The organism is Streptomyces sp. NPDC052496 (assembly GCF_040679095.1).
Lineage (GTDB): Bacteria > Actinomycetota > Actinomycetes > Streptomycetales > Streptomycetaceae > Streptomyces.
This window is the reverse complement of sequence record NZ_JBFAUH010000027.1, coordinates 1-22,042: the sequence shown is the minus strand read 5'-3', so window position 1 is coordinate 22,042 and position 22,042 is coordinate 1. Positions and strand designations below refer to the sequence as shown.

Genomic DNA, 22,042 nt, shown 5'->3' with positions numbered 1-22,042 from the left:
GGGTGCATGACCCGCACTGAGTCCAAGTTCACCTCTGTGGAGATCTGCGCTGGGGCCGGGGGGCAGGCGTTGGGGCTGCACCAGGCAGGTTTCCGTCACCATGCGCTGATCGAGATCGACCAGCACGCGTGCGAGACGCTGAAGCTCAATGTAACGAAGGAGAATGGCTGGGGCGACTGCAGAGTCATTCCGGCTGACCTGACGAAGTTCGACCCGGCTGACCTTGAGCTGGAACCTGGTTCACTCGACCTCCTGGCCGGCGGAGTGCCGTGCCCGCCTTTTTCGGCTGCGGGCAAGCAGCTGGGCCGGGATGACGAGCGTGATCTGTTTCCCGTCATGCTCGACCTGGTGAGCTACCTGCAGCCCAAGGCCGTCATGATCGAGAACGTGCGGGGCCTCCTGCAGCCTCCGCAGAAGTTTGAGTCCTACCGCGAGGAGATCAAAGCACGCCTCCGTGAAGAGGGCTATGTCATCTGCGGCTGGCGGGTGATCGAGGCTCGCGATTACGGAGTACCGCAGCTTAGGCCGCGTGCGATCCTCGTCGCGGTGCGCCCGGAGTTCGCCGGTCACTTCACCTGGCCGGATCCGGAGAAGATCGAACTGGTGACGGTGGCGAAGGCTCTCGCGCCCACGATGAAGAAGCGCTTCGGCAATTCTGAAGAGGGCCGAGCCGCATACAAGCGCTGGTATGGCAAAGCTTCCACCGGTGTAGCGCCTACGCTGGTGGGCGGGTCCAAGAAGCATGGCGGTGCGGATCTTGGCCCCACCCGGGCCAAGAAGGCATGGCTCAAGCTCGGAGTCGACGCCATGGGGGTAGCCAATGACCCCAAGGAGATGAAGGACCCGGTCCGGGACCTTTACAGCGTAGACGGGCAGGGCCACCTGATCGGTCCGAAGCTGACGGTCACCCAGGCGGCGATCATCCAGGGTTTCCCTGAGGAGTGGAAGTTCTCCGGCCGCAAGACAGCGGCATACCGCCAGGTCGGCAATGCTTTCCCGCCGCCGGTCGCGCGAGCCGTCGGTGAGCAGATCATCATCGCCCTGGAGAAGGGCATGAAGTCTCCCTTCCCCGTGGAAGAGACCCTGGAGCGGGAAGCGGCCCTGGAAGCTGAAGCGGCGAGAAGGGCACGGGAAGCAGCCCTCTTCGAGATTCCAGAACAGTCAGCGCTGAGCTCCGCGGAGCCTGCTGACCGTACTGGCGATCTTGAGAGCGCAGTCGCCCGGTGACTCGTGTTCCCAGAAGCGGAGGATGGTCCATCCTGCTTCGATGAGCCGCTGGTCAGTGTCCCGGTCGCGCGCCACGTTCCGGGCCACTTTGTCTGACCAGTACCCCGGGTTGGTTTTCGGCGGCACATAGTGCTCCGGGCATCCGTGCCAGTAGCAGCCGTCGATGAAGACCGCGACCTTCGCCGGACGGAAGACCATGTCTGCTGTCCGGCGAAGGTCTGCCAGGGGCCTGGCTGCCACCCTGTACCGGAGCCCTTGTGCGTGCACCAGCCGCCGGATGAGCTGCTCCGGCTTGGTGTCCCGGCTCCGGATGGCCTGCATGTTGCGCCGCCGGGCGGCGGATGACGCCCAGGAGCCGTCCGGCGGGGTCCAGGTATCGCCGTTAGAGGGCGGCCTCTGGTCAGAGCGGTTCTCGTCAGTCACGGTTCTTCTCAGTGTGCTTCGGAAGGAAGGGCGCTGCCTGGGGCGGGTCCTCCGGGGTCGCAAGGACCCACGCCCGGTTATCGAGGATTACACGCGGGAGGCCTGCGTGGTGAGCGGCCGCTTCAGCTACCCGGAAACTGACGAGCTCACCGACCTGTGGCACGGGGGCGCCGAGTCCGCGTGCCACGGCTTGGTGGCTGCTGTAGTGCCCCGGGATGAGGATGCCTACTTCGCGCAGGACTGTCCGAGCACGGCCCTTCGCCTCTCGGACCCGGGCCATGTAGTCGCTCTGCTGGGCGACAGTACGCACCACACCTCTGCCGATGGGACGCATCTGAACGCGGCGGAAGAGCTCGTTGACTCTCGTCTGGCCTGAGGAAGGACCAAGAATTGCGTCCCGGGTTGCCTGGTCCAGGTGCAGCAGCACGTTCTCAGGCAGCGGAGCGTCCCGCCAAAGCCAGTAGATCTTGTTGCGGTGCTCAGCCTTAATGGTCAGCTTGCGATCGCGGTTATTGCCTCTGTTCAGCAGTTCCGGGCGAATCCGGAGCAGTCCTGCGCTCCAGCGGCTCTGCTCATCGTCGGCCCAGACCAGCAGACAGATGTGGTTCTCCGCTTCGGGCGGGATCATCCACCCGCCGAACTGCTGGGAGTATTTGCAGTCGACCTGGATCCCGGCTATGCGGTAATCGGTGACGTCACCGTCATCGAAGCCGAACTCGCGCTGCAAGTTGATCTCGACGATCGAACCAGCGTGTGTCTTCTCCGTCTTGGACAGTGTCTTCCAGTCGTAACGTCCTGTGACCTCACCATTGAGCAGCTGGTCGATGGTGTCACGCAGCACTCGGGCGAATCGCTCACCTAGGGGATCAAGCTGCCGGAGATGCTCGCACACAGCGACGAGCCCGCTGTCTGATCCGGCTAGGGCTGCGGCCACGGTGTTGGAAGCGGCCAAGTGGTCGAGCGGAAACACGACGTCACCTCATCAATGGGCTGGTCCCACACCAGCGTCAGGCTTTCGAGCCTGCCATAGCCGGGAACTTGGTGGTCCGCTGTCCGGCTGCAGGCAAGTACCGGCCGCGTCCCTGGCCCATGTGTCACCGTCCGAAAGGCGGCATGTGCCTGCCGTCCGGGGAGCATGGCGCTTGTCTGGGCACCGGCCGGTGTGTCGTGTGCAAGGCCTGGAGTAGGGCGGGGTGGGCGGTGGGTTTGTGGTGCCAGAGGTGGTGGAGGAGGGTGCGTTCTTGGGTGGGGAAGTCGGGGGTGGGGCCGGTGCGGTGGGCTCGGCGGCGGAGGAAGGCCAGGGAGGTGGCCGCGGCGGTGTATTCGGAGACGGCGCGGGCGGCGGTGGGGCCGTAGGCGCGGCGGGCTATGTCGCGGGCCACCGAGCGGGTCTTGAGGGAGGAGAGGGAGATCGGTTCGGTGGGGGAGAGCCAGCCGGTGGTGACGTACGGGGGGAGGTAGGTGCGCAGGGCGAGGAGTTCACGGTGGCGGGCCCAGATGGCGAGCCAGGTGAGGGCGGCGAAGACGGGCAGCATGAAGAGGCCGTAGACGGTGATGAAGCCGAAGTCGCCGAGGGTGGTGGCGGCGTTCCAGATGGAGTGCAGGAGGACGGCGGTGGCCAGGCCGACGAAGGGCAGGGCCAGGCGCAGGGGCCGGCGGCGGGGGTAGCTGGTCGCGGCTATGCCGAAGGCCAGACCGGTGAGCATGGTGAAGAGCGGGTGGGCGAACGGCGAGAGGATGATCCGTACGAAGAAGGTCGCGGCGGTCAGGGAGTCGAGGCCGGTGTGGCCCAGGGACTGGTCCTGGCCGAAGGCGTTGCCCAGGTAGAGAACGTTCTCGGTGAAGGCGAAGCCGGTGGCCGTGATGCCGGCCAGCACGATGCCGTCCGTGACGCCGTCGAAGTTCTGGCGGCGGAAGAGGAAGAGCAGGACGACCGCGGCGGCCTTGACGGATTCCTCGATGACCGGCGCGAAGACGGTCGCGCCCCAGGTCTTGGCGTCCTCGGGGGAGAGGGTGGAGAGGTTGTTCTCCAGCCAGTTCGTCGCGAAACCGTTGGCCAGGATCGCTACGAGGGTCGCGGCGCAGGCCCCCCAGGCGAACGCGAAGACCAGGTTGCGCCGGGGTTCGGGGTCTATCCGGTCCAGCCAGCAGAAGCCGGCTATGAGGACGGGTACGGGGAAGACGGCGAGGCCGAGGCCGACGAGGAAGCCCTCGGTGCCGGTCTGCTGGCGGACCATCGCCAGGATGATCACGCCGGAGAGGGCGAGGAGCGAAAAGAGGGCGACGGCGCGCGCCGTCTTGCTGTGCCAGGGCACCAGGCGGCGGCGCGGTGCACGCTGCCACTGCGCGGCCGCGGGCGACGCGGCGTAGGCGGCGTAGCGCGGGTCGGGCGCGTACGCCGGTTTCGGCGGAAGCGGAGGCGGCTGCGGCGGATTCACCCATCGACCCTAACCACCGCGGGATGGACTATGCCGGGCGCCGCCGGAAGAGGAGGTCGTGGACGACGTGTCCCTTGTCCAGGCCCTGGCCCTCGAACTTGGTGAAGGGGCGGAAGTCCGGGCGCGGGGCGTAACCGGAGTATGCGTTTTCGAGCGTGGGCTCGGCGGAGAGGACCTCCAGCATCTGTTCCGCGTACGGTTCCCAGTCGGTCGCACAGTGGACCAGGGCACCCGGGGCGAGCCGGGTCGTGGCCAGGGACAGGAACTCGGGCTGGATCAGCCGCCGCTTGTGGTGCCGCTTCTTGGGCCACGGGTCGGGGAAGTAGACGCGCAGGCCGGCGAGGGACGCGGGGGCGAGCATCTCGCGGAGCAGGATGATCGCGTCGCCGTTGGCCACCCGGATGTTGGTCAGGCCGTTGCGTTCCGCGAGGCCGAGCAGGTTGCCCTGGCCCGGGGTGTGCACGTCGCAGGCCAGGATGCCGGTGTCCGGGTCGGCGGCGGCCATCTGCGCCGTGGCCTCGCCCATGCCGAAGCCGATCTCCAGGACGACCGGGCGCCCCTCGAAGAGCTCGTCCAGGTCGATCCTGGACAGGCCGTCGATGTCCAGCCCCCACTTGGGCCAGAGGCGCCGCAGGGCGTCGGCCTGGCCGGGGGAGACCCGGCTGCGGCGCGGCTGGAAGGAACGGATCCGCCGCTCGTGGTGCGAACCGGCCGGGTCGGCCGCCGGCCCGGTGCCGTCGGGGAACATCGGCGTGGCGGGCTTGGCGGGCGTGGCCGGCTTGGGAGCGGGGCCGGGCTCTGCGACGGCCTTGGGTCCAGCAGCAGGGCCGGGCTCTGCGACAGCCCTGGGCGCGGCGGTGGGGCCGGGCTCAGTAGGAGAGCCGGACTCTGCGGCGGTGCCGGACTCTGCGGCGGTGCCGGGCTCGGGGGCAGGGCTGGGCTCGGGGGTGGCGGGGTTCTCGGACACAGTGGGTCGATTCTACGGGCGGGGAGGGGGACGGCGAGGCGGGCGGGGAGGGGCGCGGCGAAGCCGGCCGGCGGGGAGGGCCGCGGGGCGTGGCGAAGCGGACGGGACGGGCACGGCGGGCGGGGCGGGCACACGCCGGGGCGGGCACACGCCCGGGTGGGCACGGTGAGGCGGGTGCGGCGGGCACACCGGGGCGGGTGCGGCGAGGCGGGCACGGCGAGGCGTTGGGTCGTGCCGCTCAGTCCCGCTGACTCCGGCATCGGGCCGTGCCGCTCAGTCCCGCTGACTCCAGCATCGGACCTGTCGCTCAGTCCGCTGACTCCAGCATCGTCAGCGCCCGCCGGGCTATCTCCCTGCCGATCGGGAGGGATGCCGTGGCGGCGGGGGACGGGGCGTTGAGGACGTGGACGGCGGACGGGGACTCGGTGATGAGGAAGTCGTCGGCGAGGGTGCCGTCGGGCAGGACGGCCTGGGCGCGTACGCCGGCGGGGGACGGGCGCAGGTCCTCCTCGCGGACGGCCGGCAGCAGGCGGCGGACCGCTTCGGTGAAGGCGCGGCGGGAGAGCGAGCGGCGCAGCTCGCCGGTGCCGTAGCGCCAGTGGCGGCGGGCTATCTGCCAGGAGCCGCGGTACGCCAGGGTGCCGGCCAGCTCGGCGGGGCGCACGGTGCGCCAGTCGTACCCCTCGCGGGCGAGGGCGGGTACGGCGTTGGGGCCGATGTGGACGGAGCCGTCGACACCGCGGGTGAGGTGGACGCCGAGGAACGGGAAGGCGGGGTCCGGGACCGGGTAGACCAGGCCGCGCACCAGGGAGGCGCGGGCCGGGGCGAGGGTGTAGTACTCGCCGCGGAAGGGGACGATGCGCATGCCCGGCGCGTCGCCCGCCAGGCGCGCGATGCGGTCGCAGTACAGGCCGGCGCAGTTGACCAGGGTGCGGGCGCGGAAGACCGTACCGGCGGAGGTGCGGACCGCGACGCGGCCGGGGCGGCGGCCGATGGCGGTGACCTCGCTGCCGTACGCGATACGGGCGCCCGCGTCCGTGGCCAGGGCGGCGAAGCGGCGGGCGACCGCGCCGAAGTCGGCGATGCCGGTCGTGCCGACGTGGATGGCGGCCAGGCCGCTGACCTCCGGCTCGTACGTCGCGAGCTGGGCCGGGCCCAGCTCGCGGACCGGGATGCCGTGTTCCCGGCCGCGCTGGATCAGGCTGTGCAGGCGGGGCAGCTCGGAGCGGTCGGTGGCGACGATCAGCTTGCCGGTGACCTCGTGCGGGATGTCGTGGTCGAGGCAGAACTTGACCATCTCCGCCGAGCCTTCGAGCGCGAAGCGGGCCTTCAGGGAGCCGGGCGGGTAGTAGATGCCGCTGTGGATCACGCCGCTGTTGCGGCCGGTCTGGTGGCGGGCGGGGCCGGGCTCCTTCTCCAGGACCACCACACGGGTGCCAGGGGCGGCCCGCGTGATCGCGTAAGCCGTCGAGAGTCCGACGATGCCGGCACCGATCACCAGCACGTCGCAGTCGTACGCCGTCACAGCACCTCCCCTGGAATCTGACGTATCCCATCATGACCCGGGGGTCTGACAACGGGCCGGGAGAGCGGCGGTGCCCGCTCCCGCACCTGCCCTCCGTGCCCGTACGCGCCCCCGTACGCGCTGTACGCGCCCCCGCGACCGCCCCTACGCCGGCGCCACGAGCAGCGGCCGCGCCCGTTCGCGCAGCTCCACGACGCGGGGTTCGTCGCCGTACGGCTCCAGGCGGTGCAGGAGATCGCGTACGTACTCGGTCGTGCGGGCCGACGAGATACGGCCGGCCACCTCGACCGCCCGGGTGCCGGCCGCGCAGGCCGCGTCCAGGTTGCCGGACTCCAGCTCGGCCACCGCGGAGACGACCAGCCGCAGCCCGTGCGAGCGGACGTACTCCTCCGTGGGGCGGGACAGCGCCTGCTCCGTGAAGCGGCGCACCTGGCGGGGCAGCCGCAGGTCGCGGTAGCACTCGGCGGCATCGGCGGCGAAGCGCTCGTACGAGTAGAAGTCCAGCCAGGACGGGTCCGGGTCGCCCTCGCGGGAACGCTCCAGCCAGCCCTCGGCGGCCTTCAGCGCCACCTCACAGGCGCGCGCCTCGTTGGCCTTGGCCTGGGCACGTGCTTCCACCAGGCGGAAGAAGCTCATCGTGCGGGCCGTGGCCAGGCCGCGATTGCGCTCCAGAGCGGCCTGGGCGAGGTCGACGCCCTCGTCGGCGAAGCCGCGGTAGGTCGCCTGGAGCGACATCGAAGCCAGGACGTACCCCCCCAGCGGCACGTCGGCGGCGGCCCGGGCCAGGCGCAGGGCCTGGATGTAGTAGCGCTGGGCCGCCTCCTGCTGTCCGGTGTCGAAGGCCATCCAGCCCGCCAGCCGGGTCAGCTCCGAGGTCGCGCCGAACAGGGCCCGGCCCACCTCGTCGCTGTACGAGGCCAGCAGCAGCGGCGCCGCGTCCACCCGCAGGCACTCGGGCACCATCGAGGAGCGCCAGTCGCCGCCTCCGTACTTGGAGTCCCAGCGGCGGGCGTCCTCGGCGGCCTCCCGGAGCTTGGTGACGTCGCTGTGGCCGACGTGCAGGGGCGCGGCACCGTCCCCGGGGGCGCCGTCCTTGCCGGGTGCGCCGTTGCCGTCCCGTACCTCCCGCAGGTCAGGCGCTTCGCGCGCGACGGAACTGTCGGCCGGGGATATCAGCCACCGCGAGGCAGGCGTCGCGTACGCGCTCACCGAGAAGGATCCGGCCAGGCTCTGCCAGATGCCCCCGCCACCGCGGCGTCCGGCCAGGTCGAGGCGGTACAGCTCGGTCGCGGACCGGACCGCGGCGCCCACGTCGCGCGGGAAGGCCAGGCCCACCTCCGGGGCCGGGTCGGCGTCGGCCAGGCCGATCTCGTGGAGCGGCACCGGACGGCCGAGCTTGCCGGCTATCGCGGCCGCGATCAGATGGGGCGCGGCGCCCTGCGGCACCATGCCCTTGGACACCCACCGGGCCACCGACGTCTTGTCGTAGCGAAGGGTCAACCCGCGCTGCGCCCCCAGGTCGTTGACCCGACGGGCGAGCCCGGCATTGCTGATCCCCGCGAGGGCGAGAACGGTGCCGAGCTTCTCGTTCGGCCCGCGTATATCCCTTGACATGCGCACCCCTCGACACAGCGACGGCAGCCCCGGTACCCCGGGGCACGCGTCCACCCAGAGTAGTTCGCCGAATCCCTACCGTTAAGGCCCGATGTCCCGGATGGCGGGTTTCAAGTCCAAGCGGTCGTAGGGGGTTTGGCATGTGCTCCGGGTACGTGTTGCCGTGCGCCCGTGTGTGCGCGCTGGCCGGGCTGGTGCGGGAGCGCTTCCATGGGACCTGCGTGGGTCGGCCCGCTGCACTGGATCCAGTGGGCTGGGGGACACCGCCGCCTCATTCCCCGCGGGTGGCGGTCCGGTCCGGGGGGCGAGTCCCGCCTCCCGGACTGTCGCATTTCGCGGGAAGGGCCCGCCGGGACGGCCTGGAGGGTGCCCGTTCGGTCCCGGGAGTGTCCGGGAGGGCGCCCGGCCGTTCGGCGCGGCGTCCTGAGGGGCGCGCCCGGGTGTTCGGGAGGGCAGTCCGGCGGGTGATCCCCCGGGCCGCGGCCGGCCTGGCCGGTATCGGGCCAACCGGGGTCCGCCGCACAGATTTTGGCCGAAAATCGACGTACTCGGGTTTGCCTTCGGGATCGGGGTCGGGGCCGGGATCGGGAACGTGGGTCGGGATCGGGATCGGGATCGGGAACGTGGGTCGGGATCGGGGCCGGGATCGGGAACGTGGGTCGGGGCGGCGGGCAGGTGTGGGGCCGTTCCCCGTCCGCGCCGCGCTCCTGTATCCCTGCGTCCCTGCCTCGCTGCCTCCCCCGGCCCCTGCGTCTCTGCGTCTCTGCGTCTCTGCGTCCCGCGCCCCGCGCCCCGCGCCCCGCGCCCCGCGCCCCGCGTTCGAGAAGGGCCCTTCATACACCACCGCACCCCCCACCGCACGCCCCCAGGCCCGAACTCCTCCTCGGCCCCGCCCCGCCCGTACTCGGTAACGTCTTCCGAACACCCCCGTTCACAGGCCCTCCTCGACGCCTCCCGAGCGCCGCTGTCGTGGCAGCATGGTCCGCACAACAGCTCGGCAACGGCTTGGAGATCCGCTGTGCGGGGCGGCGGTCCGGTCCACCCTGCCGACCATCAGGGGTGTTCCTGAGGTGGGCGGGCGTCCGCCCGTGCGGACGGACGGGGGCCGCCCGGCGGCGGCGAACAGGGTGGAGGCGGCGATGCGCTGGTTGGTGGGGTGGAGCAGTACCGCCACGGGGCCGGCCCCCACCGAGGAGGCCCGCACGGTCCTCCCCGTAGGCGCCCAACTTCTGTGGGGCGACCCGGATCCGCTGTGGGCGGTCGGCGACTGGCGCCCCGACGAGGTGCGCGCGGTCCAGGCCGACGCCGAGACCCGGCTCGCCGTCTTCGGTGTCTGCGGTGCCACCGACGACCAGCTGCGGGTCGGGCTCTTCGCGGCCCGCGGAGGCGCGTTGCGTCATCTCACCGCCTGGCCGGGGAGCTATACGGCCGTCGTCCAGGTCGGCAGGCGGGTGACCGTCACCGGTGACCTGGCGGGCGCGCGGCCGGTCTTCCACACCCCGTGGGCGGGCGGTACGGCGTACGCGACCGCCGCCCTCCCGCTCGCCGACCTGATCGAGGCGAGCTTGGACGTCGGACACCTGGCCGCGCTGCTGGCCTGCCCGGACGCCCCGGAGGCGCTCGGTGCCGGCACCCCGTACGAGGGAGTGCGACGGGTGCCGCCGGGCCACGCGCTCGTCCTGCGCGGGGGCAGCCGCGACATCACCTCCTACGAGCCGACGGCCTCACTCGCCGTCGCCGCGCCGCAACTGCCCCCGGAGCAGGCCGTCGACGGCGTCCGGGACGCGCTGATCGAGGCCGTACGGGCCCGGCTGTCCGGGCCGCGGCACGCGCCGGACCCGGACGGGCTGAGCAGCCTGGACCCGGGCCCCGTACCGGGCATGGGGCCGGCCGAACGGCGGGCCGCGCGCGGCGCCCCGGCCCCCGGTGTCGGTGCCGACCTCTCCGGAGGAAGCGCTTCCGCCACGCTGGCCCTGCTGGCCGCCGGGCTCCCCGGGGTGCCCGGTACGGTCAACGGGCGCGGTGAGCGTCTTCTGGCCGTCACCTTCAACGACCGCGCCACCCACGGGGGCCGCCCCTACCGGGAGGCCGAGCTGGAGCGGGCCCGCAGCATCGCCGACAATCCGCGCCTGCACCACGTCGTCGTCGCGGCGGGCGAGGAGGCCCTGCCGTACGCGGACCTGGAGGGCGGGCCGCTCACGGACGAACCGGGCCCCTCACTCGTCACGGCCGGACGCCACCGCCGGCGGCTGCTGGCGGGGAGCGCGGACCACTTCGTGGGCGCCGGGGCGCGACAGGTCCTGGACGCGCACCCGGCGCGCCTCGCCGACCTGCTCCTGGACCGCCGCAGACGTCACCTGCTGCGGCCCGTCACGGCACTGGCCAAGGCCGACGGGCCGCTGTCGCAGTCCGCCCTGGTGCCGTTCACCGTGTACCGTGCGGCGCGCAAGCTGGCCCGTACGCCCTACGGGGCAGGGGTCGCCGAGACGGCGACGCGCCTGAGAGAGCGGCGGTTCACCGACGAGCCGGTGGCGGGCGGCGGGGCGGTGGACGCGTCGCTGGCGGCGCTCTCCTGGTGCCGGCCAGGGCCCGCGGCGCGGTGGCTGACGGGGGAGGCACTGGCCGAAGTATCGGTTCGTCTCAGCGCGGCGGCGGACCGGACCCCGGTCGTGGGGCGGCCGGGCGAACGCCGGGCCCGTGCCGCGCTGGCCCGCCACGCGGCCGATCACCGGATCTTCGAGCAAGCCGTGGAGGTACGCAACCAACGGCTGCACGCCCCCTTCCTCGACAACCAGGTGGTGCTGGCCTGCCGCGCGCTCCCCGACACGCTGCGCGTCCAACCGGGGGCGCGCGCGGCCGTGTTGCGCGCCGTCCTGTCCGGCGCGGGCGTCCGCGACCTGCCGCCCGGCTGGGGCGCCACGTCCCACATCACCCACGCGGCAGCCGTACGGGCCGGCCTGCGCACCTCCATCGGGGACGTGGTCGGCCTCTTCGACACACCGCTGCTCGCCGACGCGGGCCTGGTGGAGGCACGGGTCGTACGGAAGGCCCTGCGGGCGGCGGCCGAAGGCGCCCCGCTCCCGCTGGACGGCCTCGCCGAACTCGTCTCCACCGAACTGTGGCTGCGCCGCCTGCTCGCCCGCCGCGGCACCTGCTGGACCGGCTCCGCCGCACCCCGCCAGCGCGCGGTGGCGGGCGGGGTGCCGCAGCGGCCGAGCCTTTGACGGGGAGGCGCCCGATGGTGACGTGGTGCCGCTGTGGGACGGCCTCAGCGGCAGGTGATCTGTGACTGGGCCCAGTCGCCCAGGAACATCACGGTGTTCGCGGAGCCCGGCTCGACGACCAGACGCAGCGTCTTGTGCCCACGCAACGGCACGTGCACCGGGACCGCGGGCCGGCCGCCGCGCAGCACCCCCGAACGCCAGAGCCGCTGCCCGTCCGCGTACACGGAGAAGCGCAGCTTCCCCAGGCCGAGCCCCATGTCGTCCACGCCGGCGAAGGCGTCGTACGCCGTGCACTGCCGGTTCAGGTCGATGGTCACGGACGACGGCGCGTGCACGGTCACCCCGTGCCGGTACGTCCGGCCGCCGATGCGCAGCCCCTGCCGCTGCCAGAGCCAGCTGCTGTCCGCCATGCGCACCTCGGGCTTCGTGCCGTCGCCCATGAGGTCCCAGGTCAGCTTGTTGATCTGGTACGGGGAGGGAGCGGGCGCCGGCGGGGTCGGTGTCGGCCGTGGGGTGGGCGGGGACGGGTCGGCCGGGGTGGGGGAGGACGGCGGGTCGGGGGCGGGGGAGGACCGGGGCGGCGCAGGTGTCGGCGTGGGGGTCGGTGTCGGCGTCGGTTCCGGGCGGGGTGCGGTGGTCGGGCTCGGGGTCGGGCCCGAGGGAGTGGGGGCGGGCGTGGGGGGCGGTTGCTCCGGCGTGCGCTCCGGCGGCTGGGACGCGGGGGGTTGTGGCGCGACGGAGGACGCGCCGGGCTGCTTGGCCTGCGTCTGCGGCTCGGGCTGTGAATCGCCGATCAGGGCCAGGGCGAGCGCGGCGCCCGCGACGATCGCCACACCCGCGCCGATGGCCACCTTCGCGGGCGCACCGAGCCCTTCACTCACCGCGGCACCGGCCCCACTGGCCCCACCTGCCCCACCGGAACCGCTCGCAACACCCGCGCCCGCAGCCCCACCGGCCCCCGCTCCCGCCCCGGCCCCCGCTCCCGCCCCGGCCCCCGCTCCCGCCCCGGCCCCCGCTCCCGCCCCTGCCCCCGCTCCCGCCCCGGCCCCCGTACCGCCGGCCGCCGCGGCCGCACCGGCGCCCGCCGCGGCGCCCACACCACCGAGCCCCACCACGGCCGCGGCGCCCTTGACCGCGTAACCGGCGGCGAACCAGCCGATGACCGCCACCGGCAGCACGACACGGATGTGCTCGTTGACGTCCGCGACCTCCGAGGCGGCCGTACGGCACCGGGCACAGTCCTCCAGATGCTTGCGCAGCCCGCGCTCGGCCCGCATCCGCAGCCCGCCGCGGGCGTACGCGCCGAGCCGGTCCGCGTACCGGGCGCAGTCGCCCTCGGCGGTCAGCGAACGGCTCACATGTGCCTGGAGGTACGCCTGCTTCAGGCCCTCACGGGCGCGGTGGGCCAGTACGGCGGTGGCGTTGGCCGACAGCCCGAGCAGCGGCGCGACCTCGCTCGGCGACTCCTCCTCGACCGCGGTGTGCCACAGCACGGTCTGGTAGCGCTCCGGCAGGCTCCGGAACGCCCGTACGGCCAGGGACTGCTCGGCCTCGTGCATGGCGCGTACGTCCGCGCCGAGGTCGAGCGTGTCGTCGTCCAGCGCGGAGCCTGCCGCCGACACCGCGAACACCGCGAAGTCCTCGACCAGTTGCTCGCGCTTGGCGGTCCGCCCCCAGGCGGCAGCCACCCGGCGGACGGTGGTGAGCAGATAGGCGCGTACGGCGGAGTCGGGGCCGGAGCCGCCGCGTACGGCCTGGAGGGTGCGGGCGAAGACCTCGCCGGTCAGGTCGTCGGCGGTGTGGGCGTCCCGGCAGCACGTACGGGCGTAGCGGCGCACCGCGTCGGCGTGCCGGCGGTACAGCTCCTCGTACGCGCTGTCGTCCCCGCCCCGCATGCGGTCGATCAGCTCGCTGTCGGAGGGCGGCACAGCGGGGCGCTCCGCCGGGCTGTTGCGCTCGGTGGGTGTCCCTGGGCCGGGGGGCTCGGCTGAACCTTCCTGCCCGGCAGGGCTGCCGGATCCGGACACCCCCCGACGGCTCGTCTTCCGGTGTGCACCACGTCGCCTCGTACCCAGTGCCCCCCTCGAACCCCGCGCGTCCCGCGGGTCCGAACCGCCCCCTGCGTACCCTGCGCCCCCTGCGCCCTCTTCCCCTCCGTCCCCGCGGTCACGCTCACGCTGCGACGGAACGGTCTGCTCGGCCGGCCCCGGCCGGTATTCGTCCTCGGCCCGGTCGTGCCGTTCCCGTTCGCGTTCCCGCTCCAGGGGATGCCCCGGCGGGCCGGCGTCGGCGTCCGGCGCACTCGCCCGCTCCGGCCCGTACGGCCGTTTCTGCCCGGGAACTTGAGACCCACGCGCTCCGGCCGTACCGCCCCCGCCCCCGGCCCCGGTCTCTGCCCCGGCCGCCCCGGCGTGCCCGCCGCGCCGCTCGTCCCGCCCGTCCACACTCATCGTCGAGGCCCCCGAACACGCCGTCACTGCGGTAACACCGCGCTAGCGTGCCACAGCTGGGGCCCGGGCTTGTCCGGCAAGCACACCAACCACTCGTCCGGGGCGAGTTCATGACCGTGAGCACTAGAGGTCACTCGTAAGGGGAATACTCGTCCGGCGCCCGCCTAGCCCACTCACGCACGAGAGCACAGAGAGCACAGAGAGCGCAAAAAGCACAGAGACGGGACGCGGCACCGACGAAAGCCGGCCCCACGCCCCGCCCCCTCCGACAAGCAGTCACTTAACAGGCAGCCGCCTGACAACCGTCGGCAGGCAACCGCCGACAAGCAACCGCCCGACAACCGTCGGCAGGCAACAGCCGGAGGTCAACCGCCAGCAGGCAACCGCCGGCAGTCAACCACCGACCGACGATCGCCGGCCGTCAGTCACACCCCACCCCGCCCCGGCTAAGCAGGCCGCGACCGCAGCCCCTCCAGCAGGATCTCCAGCAGCCGGGCCGACGCGGCCTGCTGCTGGGCCGGGTCCGGCAGGGACGGCGCGCCCGTGGCGATGACGAGGAGTACGTCGGCGACCGTGACGTCCGCCCGCAGTTCGCCCGCGTCGCGTGCCCGCTCGACGAGCTGTCCGACGACCTCCAGCAGCGCCTGGGCGCCACCGTCCGCCGAGCTCTCGCCGGTCGCGGACGGTGCCTCCAGCGTGCCGGTGGCGGCCGTACCGCGCGCGGCCACGCCGTTCGCGGCGCCGGCGGGAACCCCGTTCGGGACCGTGGCCGGTACCGCCGGTGCGTCCGTGACCTCGGCCTCGGGCGCGCCGCGCTGTGCGACCACGCGGAACTCGGGCGGTACATCCGGCGCACCCGGTACGCCGGGGAGGTCGGACGCCCCCGGTATGCCGGCCGAGATGCTCGGCCCACCGGCCGCCGTGCCGTCCGCCCCGTACGCCTGTCGCTGCTGCGGCACCCGCGGCTCGGCGGCACCGGGGCCGGCCGTGCCGTCCGGGGCCGGAGCGCTGGCGCTCACCCGCAATATGCTCGGCGGCAGCAGCCGTCCGGCGCCGGAGGCGACCGACGTCCGCAGGAAGCGCGAGAGCGCCGACCACGGGTCGTCCTCCTGGCCGAGTGCCGTACGCGCCTGGTCGGTGAGCCGGGAGGTCTCCTCCTCGGCTATGCGCCGGACCAGCACGTCCTTGCTCGGGAAGCGGCGGTACACCGTCCCCACCCCGACGCGGGCCCGCCGCGCCACGTCTTCCATGGGCGCGCCGTACCCCAGCTCGCCGAAGACCTCGCGAGCCGCCCGCAGGACGTGCTCAAGATTGCGCTGCGCGTCGACCCGCAGCGGTGTGCTCCGGCCACCGGCACCGGAGTGCGCGGTGTGCGGGTGCGTGTGCGTGGTGCCGTTCCCCCTGCTCTCCGCGGCGTGCGCGGTGGCAGTTACGGCAGTCGGCCATTGAGAGCCCTGAATGTGCATAGATGATCCCCCGGTAATGACGTCTCCCCCCGGAGACTCCCCGCCCTGACTGCTGGGGTGTAACGACGTGACGACGAGAGGCTGCACCCCAACGAGGTACGAACATAGTTGAGCCCAGGTCAAGAATGAAGAGGGCAGTTCCGCACAGTCCGTGCACCGATCGGAGCACCGTTCCCATCCGCCCCGATTCCGTCCCCGCCGTGCGCCGTATATCTGCCACCTGACCTGCGCTCCTGCGGCCGTCGGCGCGGAATCCGGCCCTCCGGGGCAATGTGCCGGACCGGTCATACATTTCGTCGGGCCTGTGGACAAAGACGTGTCGCCGGTGCGTCATGGAACATGGCTGCGCCCTTCCGGGGGCACAGTGCCTGGTGGTGGCAAGGCACTCGGCCGGTGGTGGCAACCCGCACGGGCCGGCCTTTCGATGTCGCGAGGAGAACCTCTGTGAAGGAACCGGCGCGCATTCTCGTTGTCGGCGGGGGCTACGTGGGGATGTACACCGCCCTGCGCCTGCAGCGGAAACTGAAACAGGAACTGCGGCGGGCGGCCGTCGAGGTGGTCGTGGTGGACCCCGACCCGTACATGACGTACCAGCCGTTCCTGCCGGAAGCCGCGGCCGGCTCCATCTCGCCGCGGCACGTCGTCGTACCGCTGCGCCGGGTACTCCCGCACTGCAAGATCATCGTCGGTGAGGTCACCGCGCTCGACCACGCCGCGCGGACCGCCACGGTCACCACCCCGGCCTCCCAGGAGGACGGCACCGGCGGGCTGCAACTCCCCTACGACGAGCTGGTGCTGGCCCCCGGCTCGGTCTCCCGCACCCTGCCGGTCCCCGGCCTCGCCGAGGGCGGCATCGGCTTCAAGACCGTCGAAGAGGCCATCGGCCTGCGCAATCACGTCCTGGAGCAGCTGGACATCGCCTCCTCGACCCGCGATCCGGCGATCCGCGACGCGGCCCTGACCTTCGTCTTCGTCGGCGGCGGTTACGCGGGGGTGGAAGCGCTCGCGGAGCTGGAGGACATGGCGCGGTACGCGGCGCGCTACTACCACAACGTCGAGCCCGGTGACATGAAGTGGATCCTGGTCGAGGCGACCGGCCGCATCCTGCCGGAGGTGGGTCCGGCGATGGGGCAGTACGCGGTACGGGAGCTGCGGGCGCGCAACATCGACGTACGGCTCGAAACGCGCCTGGAGTCGTACGAAGGGCGAGTCGCCGTCCTGAGTGACGGGGCACGCTTCCCGGCTCGCACTCTCGTGTGGACCGCGGGCGTCAGACCGCACCCGGTCATCGCCGCTTCCGGCCTGCCGCGGGACGGCCGTGGCCGCCTCACGTGCACCGCCGCTCTACGGGTCGACGGCGTCGAACACGCCTGGTCGGCGGGGGACGCCGCGGCGGTGCCGGACCTGACGGCGGAGCAGCCGGACACGCCGGGCGGTCCGCGCAAGGAGTGCGCGCCCAACGCCCAGCACGCCGTCCGCCAGGCGCGGGTGCTGGCCGACAACGTGGCGGCGACGGTGCGCGGCGGGCCGGTCGTGGACTACGCGCACAAGTACGCCGGTTCGGTCGCCTCGCTCGGCCTGCACAAGGGGGTCGCGCACGTCTACGGGCGCCGCCTGAAGGGCTATCCGGCGTGGCTCATGCACCGCGTGTACCACCTGAGCCGGGTGCCCACGTTCAACCGGAAGGCGCGGGTGCTGGCCGAGTGGACGCTCGCCGGGCTGTTCAAGAGGGAAATCGTTTCTCTCGGCTCACTGGAACACCCGCGGGCCGAGTTCGAGCTGGCGGCGGGCACCGGACGGCACCACGAGACGGGCTGACGGAGCGTCGGCCTGGCGGGTGGCCCGTACGACCCGTTGAACTGCCATGTTCCCCGTACGCCTCGTTGAACTGCCATGTTCCCCGTACGCCCCGTAGAACTGCCACGCTCCCCGTATGACCCACAGAACCGCCACGTTCCCCGCACGCCCGTAGGTCCGCCGAGACGCCGTACGTCCCGTAGGCCCATCGACGTGCCCGTACGCCCTGGTGGCCCACCACGCGCCCGTACGGTCCCCGGTCACCCGCACCCCTGTACCCGGAGCCAGGAACTCCGCCTGATGGCTCCGGCGTCTGACGGATGTCAGTCCGGTCGGCCACACTGGACGTGTGACCATGGGTGGGCTCGTATCTGCGAAGAGTGACAATCACGAGGATTCTGGACGTTTGCTGCAATCCCCCAGAGGGCGCCGAGCGTGCCCCCAGCCGACACCGCTTCCCCTCCCCGCGTCCGCCGGGCGGGCGTCCCTCCGGCGTGCGCACGGGGAGTTCCTCCGGGAGCCCCACCGGGCCGACGGTCCGCTCCCGCGCGACGACGCGAAGTAAGAGGTACCCCTCCGTGAACTTCACGCGCTGGAGCGCCCGTCTCCCCGGCACACAGCGGCGCAGTGCCGCCCGGCCCGACCGCGCCGCGCCCACGGCCGCCGCGGTGCCGGCCGCGTCCGCCGCCCCGGCCCCGGGCGGGCCGCCGGGCCCGGGATCCGCCGCGGTCCCCGCGGCCCGCGCCGAACACCCCGACGCCGACGCGGCCGGTGACGGTCCGCCCGCCGGACCGGACCGCATGCCCAGCGTCGACGCGCTGTCCGTCCACGACATCCTGGGCAAGGTGCCCGCCCTGGTGGCGGTCGTGTACGGCCCCGAGCACCGCATCGCGTACGTCAACGGCGCGTACGCCACCGTCTTCGGCCCCCGGCCGCCCGGCGCCACCGCACGCGAGGCGCTGCCCGAACTGGACGCGCTCGGCCTGCTCCCGCTGATGGACCAGGTGCTGCGCAGCGGCCGCCCCCGTACGGTCAAGGCCCGCCGGGTGCCGGGCGGCGCCGGCGCCGACCAGTCCCGCGACGGTTACTACACCTTCACCTGCACACCCATCGAGGTCGCGGCCAGCGGACCGGCGCCCGACCCGGAGATCGCCTGCGTGGCGCCCCACAAGGGTGTGCTCGTCTTCGGCGCGGACGTCACCGACCAGGTGGAGTCCACCGAACGGCTGCGCGCCAGTGAGGCACGCCAGCGCGCGGCCGCCGTGACGCTGCAACGCTCCCTGCTGCCCCAGGAGCTGGAACAGCCCGACGACCTACGGGTCGCCGCGACGTACCAGCCGGGCGGCACGGACGCCGCGGTCGGCGGCGACTGGTACGACGTCATCACCCTCGGGGCCGGCCGCACGGCGCTGGTCATCGGCGACGTCATGGGCCGGGGCGTGCGCGCGGCGGCGGTCATGGGACAGCTCCGTACGGCGGTCCGCGCCTACGCCCGGCTCGACCTGCCGCCCCACGAAGTCCTGCAGCTGCTGGACGGACTGGCCGCCGAGATCGACGCCAGCCAGATCGCGACCTGCGTCTACGCGGTCCACGACCCCAATGAGGGCCGCCTGGTCTACGCCTCCGCCGGCCACCTGCCCATCCTGGTGCGCGACGCCGAGGGCGTGGTCCACCGCGCCGCCGAACCGACCGGCCCGCCCCTGGGTACCGGCGGCTGGCTGCACTCCTCCGGCAGCGTCCCCCTGGGACCGGGTTCGACCGCTGTCCTCTATACGGACGGCCTGGTCGAGCGCCGCGACAAGGACATCGACCACGGCGTGGAGGCCCTGGAGCGCGCCTTCGCGGGCGCGACCGGCGCGCCGGACATCATCTGCGGCCGCCTGCTGCGCGCACTCGGGATCAGTACCGACCACGACGACGACGTGGCCGTCCTGGTCCTCCAGCACCCCGCCCGTACGGGGCACGACGCCGAGCTGTTCCACAACGCCGCCCTAGAACTGCACGGCGGTACGGAAGCGGCGCCCCGCGCCCGGGCCTTCGCCTCCGGGGTGCTCGCCTCCTGGCGCTTCTCCCCGGAACTGCACGACCTCGGCGTCCTGGCCGCCAGCGAACTGGTCGCCAACTCGCTCCAGCACGGCACCCCGCCGATGCGGCTGCGGCTGCGCCGTACGGACCGCCGCCTGATCATCGAGGTGACCGACGGCGACGACCACCTGCCACGACGCCGCCGGGCCGAGCCCGCGGACGAGGCCGGCCGCGGCATCTCGATCGTCGCGACGATCGCCTCGGCGTGGGGATCGCGACGGACGCCGGGCGGCGGCAAGGCCGTGTGGTGCGAGTTCGCGTTGCCGCGGGAGTGAGAGTGCCGCGGGAGCAGGGAGCAGGGAGCAGGGAGCAGGGAGCCGGGCGAGAGCGGGAGGTCGTGGCAGCGGCGGGGCCGGGGCAGCGGCCGGCCGGTCCGGCACGTACGCGGGTGCACGGCCGCGCAACGCAACGGGCCGGTCCTGCTCGATCGAGCAGGACCGGCCCGTCCGGAGTCAGCTTCCTCAGCCGGCCCCCTCAGCCAGCTCCCTTTGGCTCACGCCACCGCCGTCACGGACTCACGCCGCGGCGCGCCCGCGTCGGCCGCCGCGTCGGCACCCGTGTCGGTGACCGTGCCCGCCGGCGCGTCCGGCGTGAAGGCCCGGATGTGCGGGTTGTCCTGCGCGGGGCTGAGCATCCGGCCCAGCCGCAGCGCCAGCACGCTGATGCCGACGGCGCAGAGCACCAGCATCCCGATGTACGGGGCGGACATCCCGTGGCCGACCATGAGCGCGCCCACCGCCGGGCCGACCGCCAGTGCCAGCTGCTTCACCAGGGCGAAGACCGAGTTGTACTGGCCGACCATCGATGCCGGTGCCAGGTCCGCCACCAGGGGGGCCACCGTCGGCGACAGCATGGACTCCCCTATACCGAAGAGGGCGTAGGTCGAGATCAGCAAAGTGGTGGCCACCGCGTGCGCACCGTGCACCAGGCCCGACAGTCCCGCCGCCAGCCACGCGACGGTCCAGATCAGTCCGACCACGGCCATCACCCGGCTGCGCCGCCGGCGCTCGACCAGTTTCAGGACCACGAACTGGGCCGCCACGATCGCCGCGGTGTTGGCGGCGAGCGCGATACCGAGCGTGGACGGCGAGATCCGCGTGACCTCGGTGGCGTACGCCGCGAGGCCCGACTCGAACTGGCCGTAGCAGGCGAAGAACAGCACGAAGCCCAGCAGGCAGAGCCACATCATGCGGCGGTCGGCGAACAGGGCGCGCCAGGAGCCCTTGGCCCGGGCTTCGCTCGGCACCGGGTCCTCGACCCGCGGCGTCCGCGGCAGCCGTACGGTCGCGATGGCCGCGCCCAGCACCAGGAACATCACGGCCTCGATCGCGAAGAGCCGGACGAAGCTGCCGGCCGCCGACTCGTCGACCAGCAGGCCGCCGATGAGGCCGCCGATGCCCAGGCCCAGGTTGTTCAGGAAGAACTGGGTGGCGAACGCCCGCGAGCGGGTGACCGTCGTGGAGCACCACACGATCATCGTGGCCAGGGCGGGCTGGATGACCGCTATACCGGCGCCGAGGGCGATGGCGGAGGCGATCACCAGGGGTTCCGTGGTGGACAGGCCCAGTCCGAGCGAACCGACGGCCGCGGTGACGGCACCTACGACGGCCACCGGCAGCGGACCCCTCCGGTCGATCGCCCGACCGGTCAAGGGCAGCACGACGAGCGCGGCGACGGCCAGCATCGCGAGTACGACACCGGCCGTACTCGCGCCGAGGTCCCGCACCTTCGCCACATAGACGTAGAGATACGGAACCGTGAAGCCGTTGCCGAACGCGCTCAGCGCGTTGCCCAGCTGGATCCGGCGCAGCGCGGCGCCCATCGCGGTGGTCACACTCACCTACCTAGGTCAGATCGAGGGGGACTGGACAGTCACACCCTGAAGACTTCAATACTAAAGTTCGAAGCTAAAGAGTACATGCCGAAGGACTTCAACGCCAATGAGGTCCGTGTCATACTTCCCGGCATGTCAGAGCCCTCAGATGCGGCCCACAGTCCTGCGGAGCCGAGCCTCGAGGAACAGATCGCGGCCTACCAGCGCGAGTTCCAAGGCCTCGACCCCCAGGTGGAGCAGGTCGTCTCCGCACTGCAGCGCCTCAACCGCCGGATGAACGTCGCTTACGGGCGGCAGACCGCCACCCTCAACATGAGCAACGCGGAATGGGAGGTGCTCAAGGCCCTCGTCGTCGCGGGGGCGCCCTATCAGATGGGCCCCGGCGAGCTGGCCAAGCGCCTCGGCCTCACGCCGGCCGCCATGACTCACCGCATCGACCGGATGGCGAGCGAGGGGCTGGTGACCCGGGAGCGCGACGAGGCCAACCGCGTACGGGTGATCGTCGAGCTCACCCAGGAAGGCCGTGAGAAGTGGGTCGAGGCCATGCGGATGGCATCGGTCTTCGAGGAGGACCTGCTCCAGGACCTCTCCACCGAGGAGCGCGGCCAGCTCGGGGAGATGCTGACCCGCCTTCTGTGCCGCGTGGAGGACGCCCAGCCGGACGCCGACGGCCGGCTGAACGACCTCGACTGAGGCAGGGCAAAACCGGTTGACCAGAGGTGGTTGACATGGGTTGCCGACGTACGTAGAGTTCTTCGAGTTGCCATGGAGCTGTAACGGTTCTGCGGTAGCCCCTCACGCCGCACCGGCGGCACACCACTACTGCACGACTCCCGAACGGGACGGATTTCGGCATGCCGAAATTCCGACCAGTGACCCGATTATGTGTCACAGGGAAAAGGCACTAAAGTAGTGAGCACGCCGGAAGGCGCGAACAAACCCCCTCCGACGGGGAATCGGATTCACTTTCGAAACCGAAAGCTTCCTGAACC

General features: G+C 72.5%; 14 protein-coding genes. 5 read left to right on the top strand and 9 right to left on the bottom strand.

The window, feature by feature from the left end:
* Positions 1-6 precede the first annotated feature (6 nt).
* A complete protein-coding gene (gene dcm / locus AB0L45_RS30635) occupies positions 7-1,227 on the top strand; it encodes a DNA (cytosine-5-)-methyltransferase (protein ID WP_365845671.1) in 1,221 nt (406 codons plus the stop codon).
* On the opposite strand, the gene AB0L45_RS30630 is transcribed toward dcm, so the two are convergent.
* The 6 genes from AB0L45_RS30630 to AB0L45_RS30605 form a co-directional block, all read right to left on the bottom strand.
* Complete coding sequence (locus tag AB0L45_RS30630; protein ID WP_365845669.1) at positions 1,162-1,650, bottom strand: very short patch repair endonuclease; 489 nt, start codon at positions 1,648-1,650, stop codon at positions 1,162-1,164. The two genes, dcm and AB0L45_RS30630, sit on opposite strands and share 66 nt — an antisense overlap.
* Positions 1,643-2,620, bottom strand: a complete 978-nt coding sequence (locus AB0L45_RS30625; protein WP_365845667.1) for a NaeI family type II restriction endonuclease — start codon at positions 2,618-2,620, stop codon at positions 1,643-1,645. Before AB0L45_RS30625 ends, AB0L45_RS30630 begins: the two co-directional genes overlap by 8 nt.
* A 124-nt stretch (positions 2,621-2,744) precedes the next feature.
* A complete protein-coding gene (locus AB0L45_RS30620) occupies positions 2,745-4,088 on the bottom strand; it encodes a PrsW family intramembrane metalloprotease (protein ID WP_365845665.1) in 1,344 nt (447 codons plus the stop codon).
* Between the two features lie 28 nt (positions 4,089-4,116).
* The gene (trmB, locus tag AB0L45_RS30615; protein WP_365845663.1) at positions 4,117-5,055 is read right to left on the bottom strand and encodes a tRNA (guanosine(46)-N7)-methyltransferase TrmB; all 939 of its coding nucleotides are present in this window, start codon (positions 5,053-5,055) and stop codon (positions 4,117-4,119) included.
* A 307-nt stretch (positions 5,056-5,362) separates the two neighbouring features.
* Positions 5,363-6,580 carry an L-2-hydroxyglutarate oxidase gene (gene lhgO, locus AB0L45_RS30610; RefSeq protein ID WP_365845661.1) on the bottom strand — a complete coding sequence of 406 codons (1,218 nt, stop codon included), beginning with the start codon at positions 6,578-6,580 and terminating at the stop codon, positions 5,363-5,365.
* Positions 6,581-6,724: 144 nt separating this feature from the next.
* Positions 6,725-8,194, bottom strand: coding sequence for an MFS transporter (locus AB0L45_RS30605; RefSeq protein ID WP_365845659.1), 1,470 nt, complete (start codon positions 8,192-8,194; stop codon positions 6,725-6,727).
* A gap of 1,139 nt (positions 8,195-9,333) precedes the next feature.
* Between AB0L45_RS30605 and AB0L45_RS30600 the strand changes: the two genes are divergently transcribed.
* Entirely contained in the window at positions 9,334-11,418 is a 2,085-nt protein-coding gene (locus AB0L45_RS30600) for an asparagine synthase-related protein (RefSeq protein WP_365845657.1), read from the top strand.
* Between the two features lie 44 nt (positions 11,419-11,462).
* Here AB0L45_RS30600 and AB0L45_RS30595 read toward each other — a convergent pair whose 3' ends face one another.
* Positions 11,463-13,313 carry a sigma-70 family RNA polymerase sigma factor gene (locus tag AB0L45_RS30595; protein ID WP_365845833.1) on the bottom strand — a complete coding sequence of 617 codons (1,851 nt, stop codon included), beginning with the start codon at positions 13,311-13,313 and terminating at the stop codon, positions 11,463-11,465.
* Positions 13,314-14,314: 1,001 nt separating this feature from the next.
* Positions 14,315-15,334: a TetR family transcriptional regulator gene (locus AB0L45_RS30590; protein ID WP_365845655.1), complete on the bottom strand. Its 1,020-nt coding sequence runs from the start codon at positions 15,332-15,334 to the stop codon at positions 14,315-14,317.
* A 444-nt stretch (positions 15,335-15,778) separates the two neighbouring features.
* Between AB0L45_RS30590 and AB0L45_RS30585 the strand changes: the two genes are divergently transcribed.
* Both AB0L45_RS30585 and AB0L45_RS30580 read left to right on the top strand, forming a co-directional pair.
* Positions 15,779-17,152 carry an FAD-dependent oxidoreductase gene (locus tag AB0L45_RS30585; protein WP_365845653.1) on the top strand — a complete coding sequence of 458 codons (1,374 nt, stop codon included), beginning with the start codon at positions 15,779-15,781 and terminating at the stop codon, positions 17,150-17,152.
* Positions 17,153-17,709: 557 nt separating this feature from the next.
* Positions 17,710-19,491 carry a SpoIIE family protein phosphatase gene (locus tag AB0L45_RS30580; RefSeq protein ID WP_365845651.1) on the top strand — a complete coding sequence of 594 codons (1,782 nt, stop codon included), beginning with the start codon at positions 17,710-17,712 and terminating at the stop codon, positions 19,489-19,491.
* Between the two features lie 218 nt (positions 19,492-19,709).
* On the opposite strand, the gene AB0L45_RS30575 is transcribed toward AB0L45_RS30580, so the two are convergent.
* Positions 19,710-21,050, bottom strand: a complete 1,341-nt coding sequence (locus AB0L45_RS30575; RefSeq protein ID WP_365845831.1) for an MFS transporter — start codon at positions 21,048-21,050, stop codon at positions 19,710-19,712.
* Between the two features lie 132 nt (positions 21,051-21,182).
* Here AB0L45_RS30575 and AB0L45_RS30570 point away from each other — a divergent pair, with 132 nt between their 5' ends.
* Positions 21,183-21,743 (top strand): MarR family transcriptional regulator, encoded by a 561-nt coding sequence (locus AB0L45_RS30570; RefSeq protein WP_030025338.1) that lies wholly within the window; start codon positions 21,183-21,185, stop codon positions 21,741-21,743.
* The last annotated feature ends 299 nt before the right edge of the window (positions 21,744-22,042 follow it).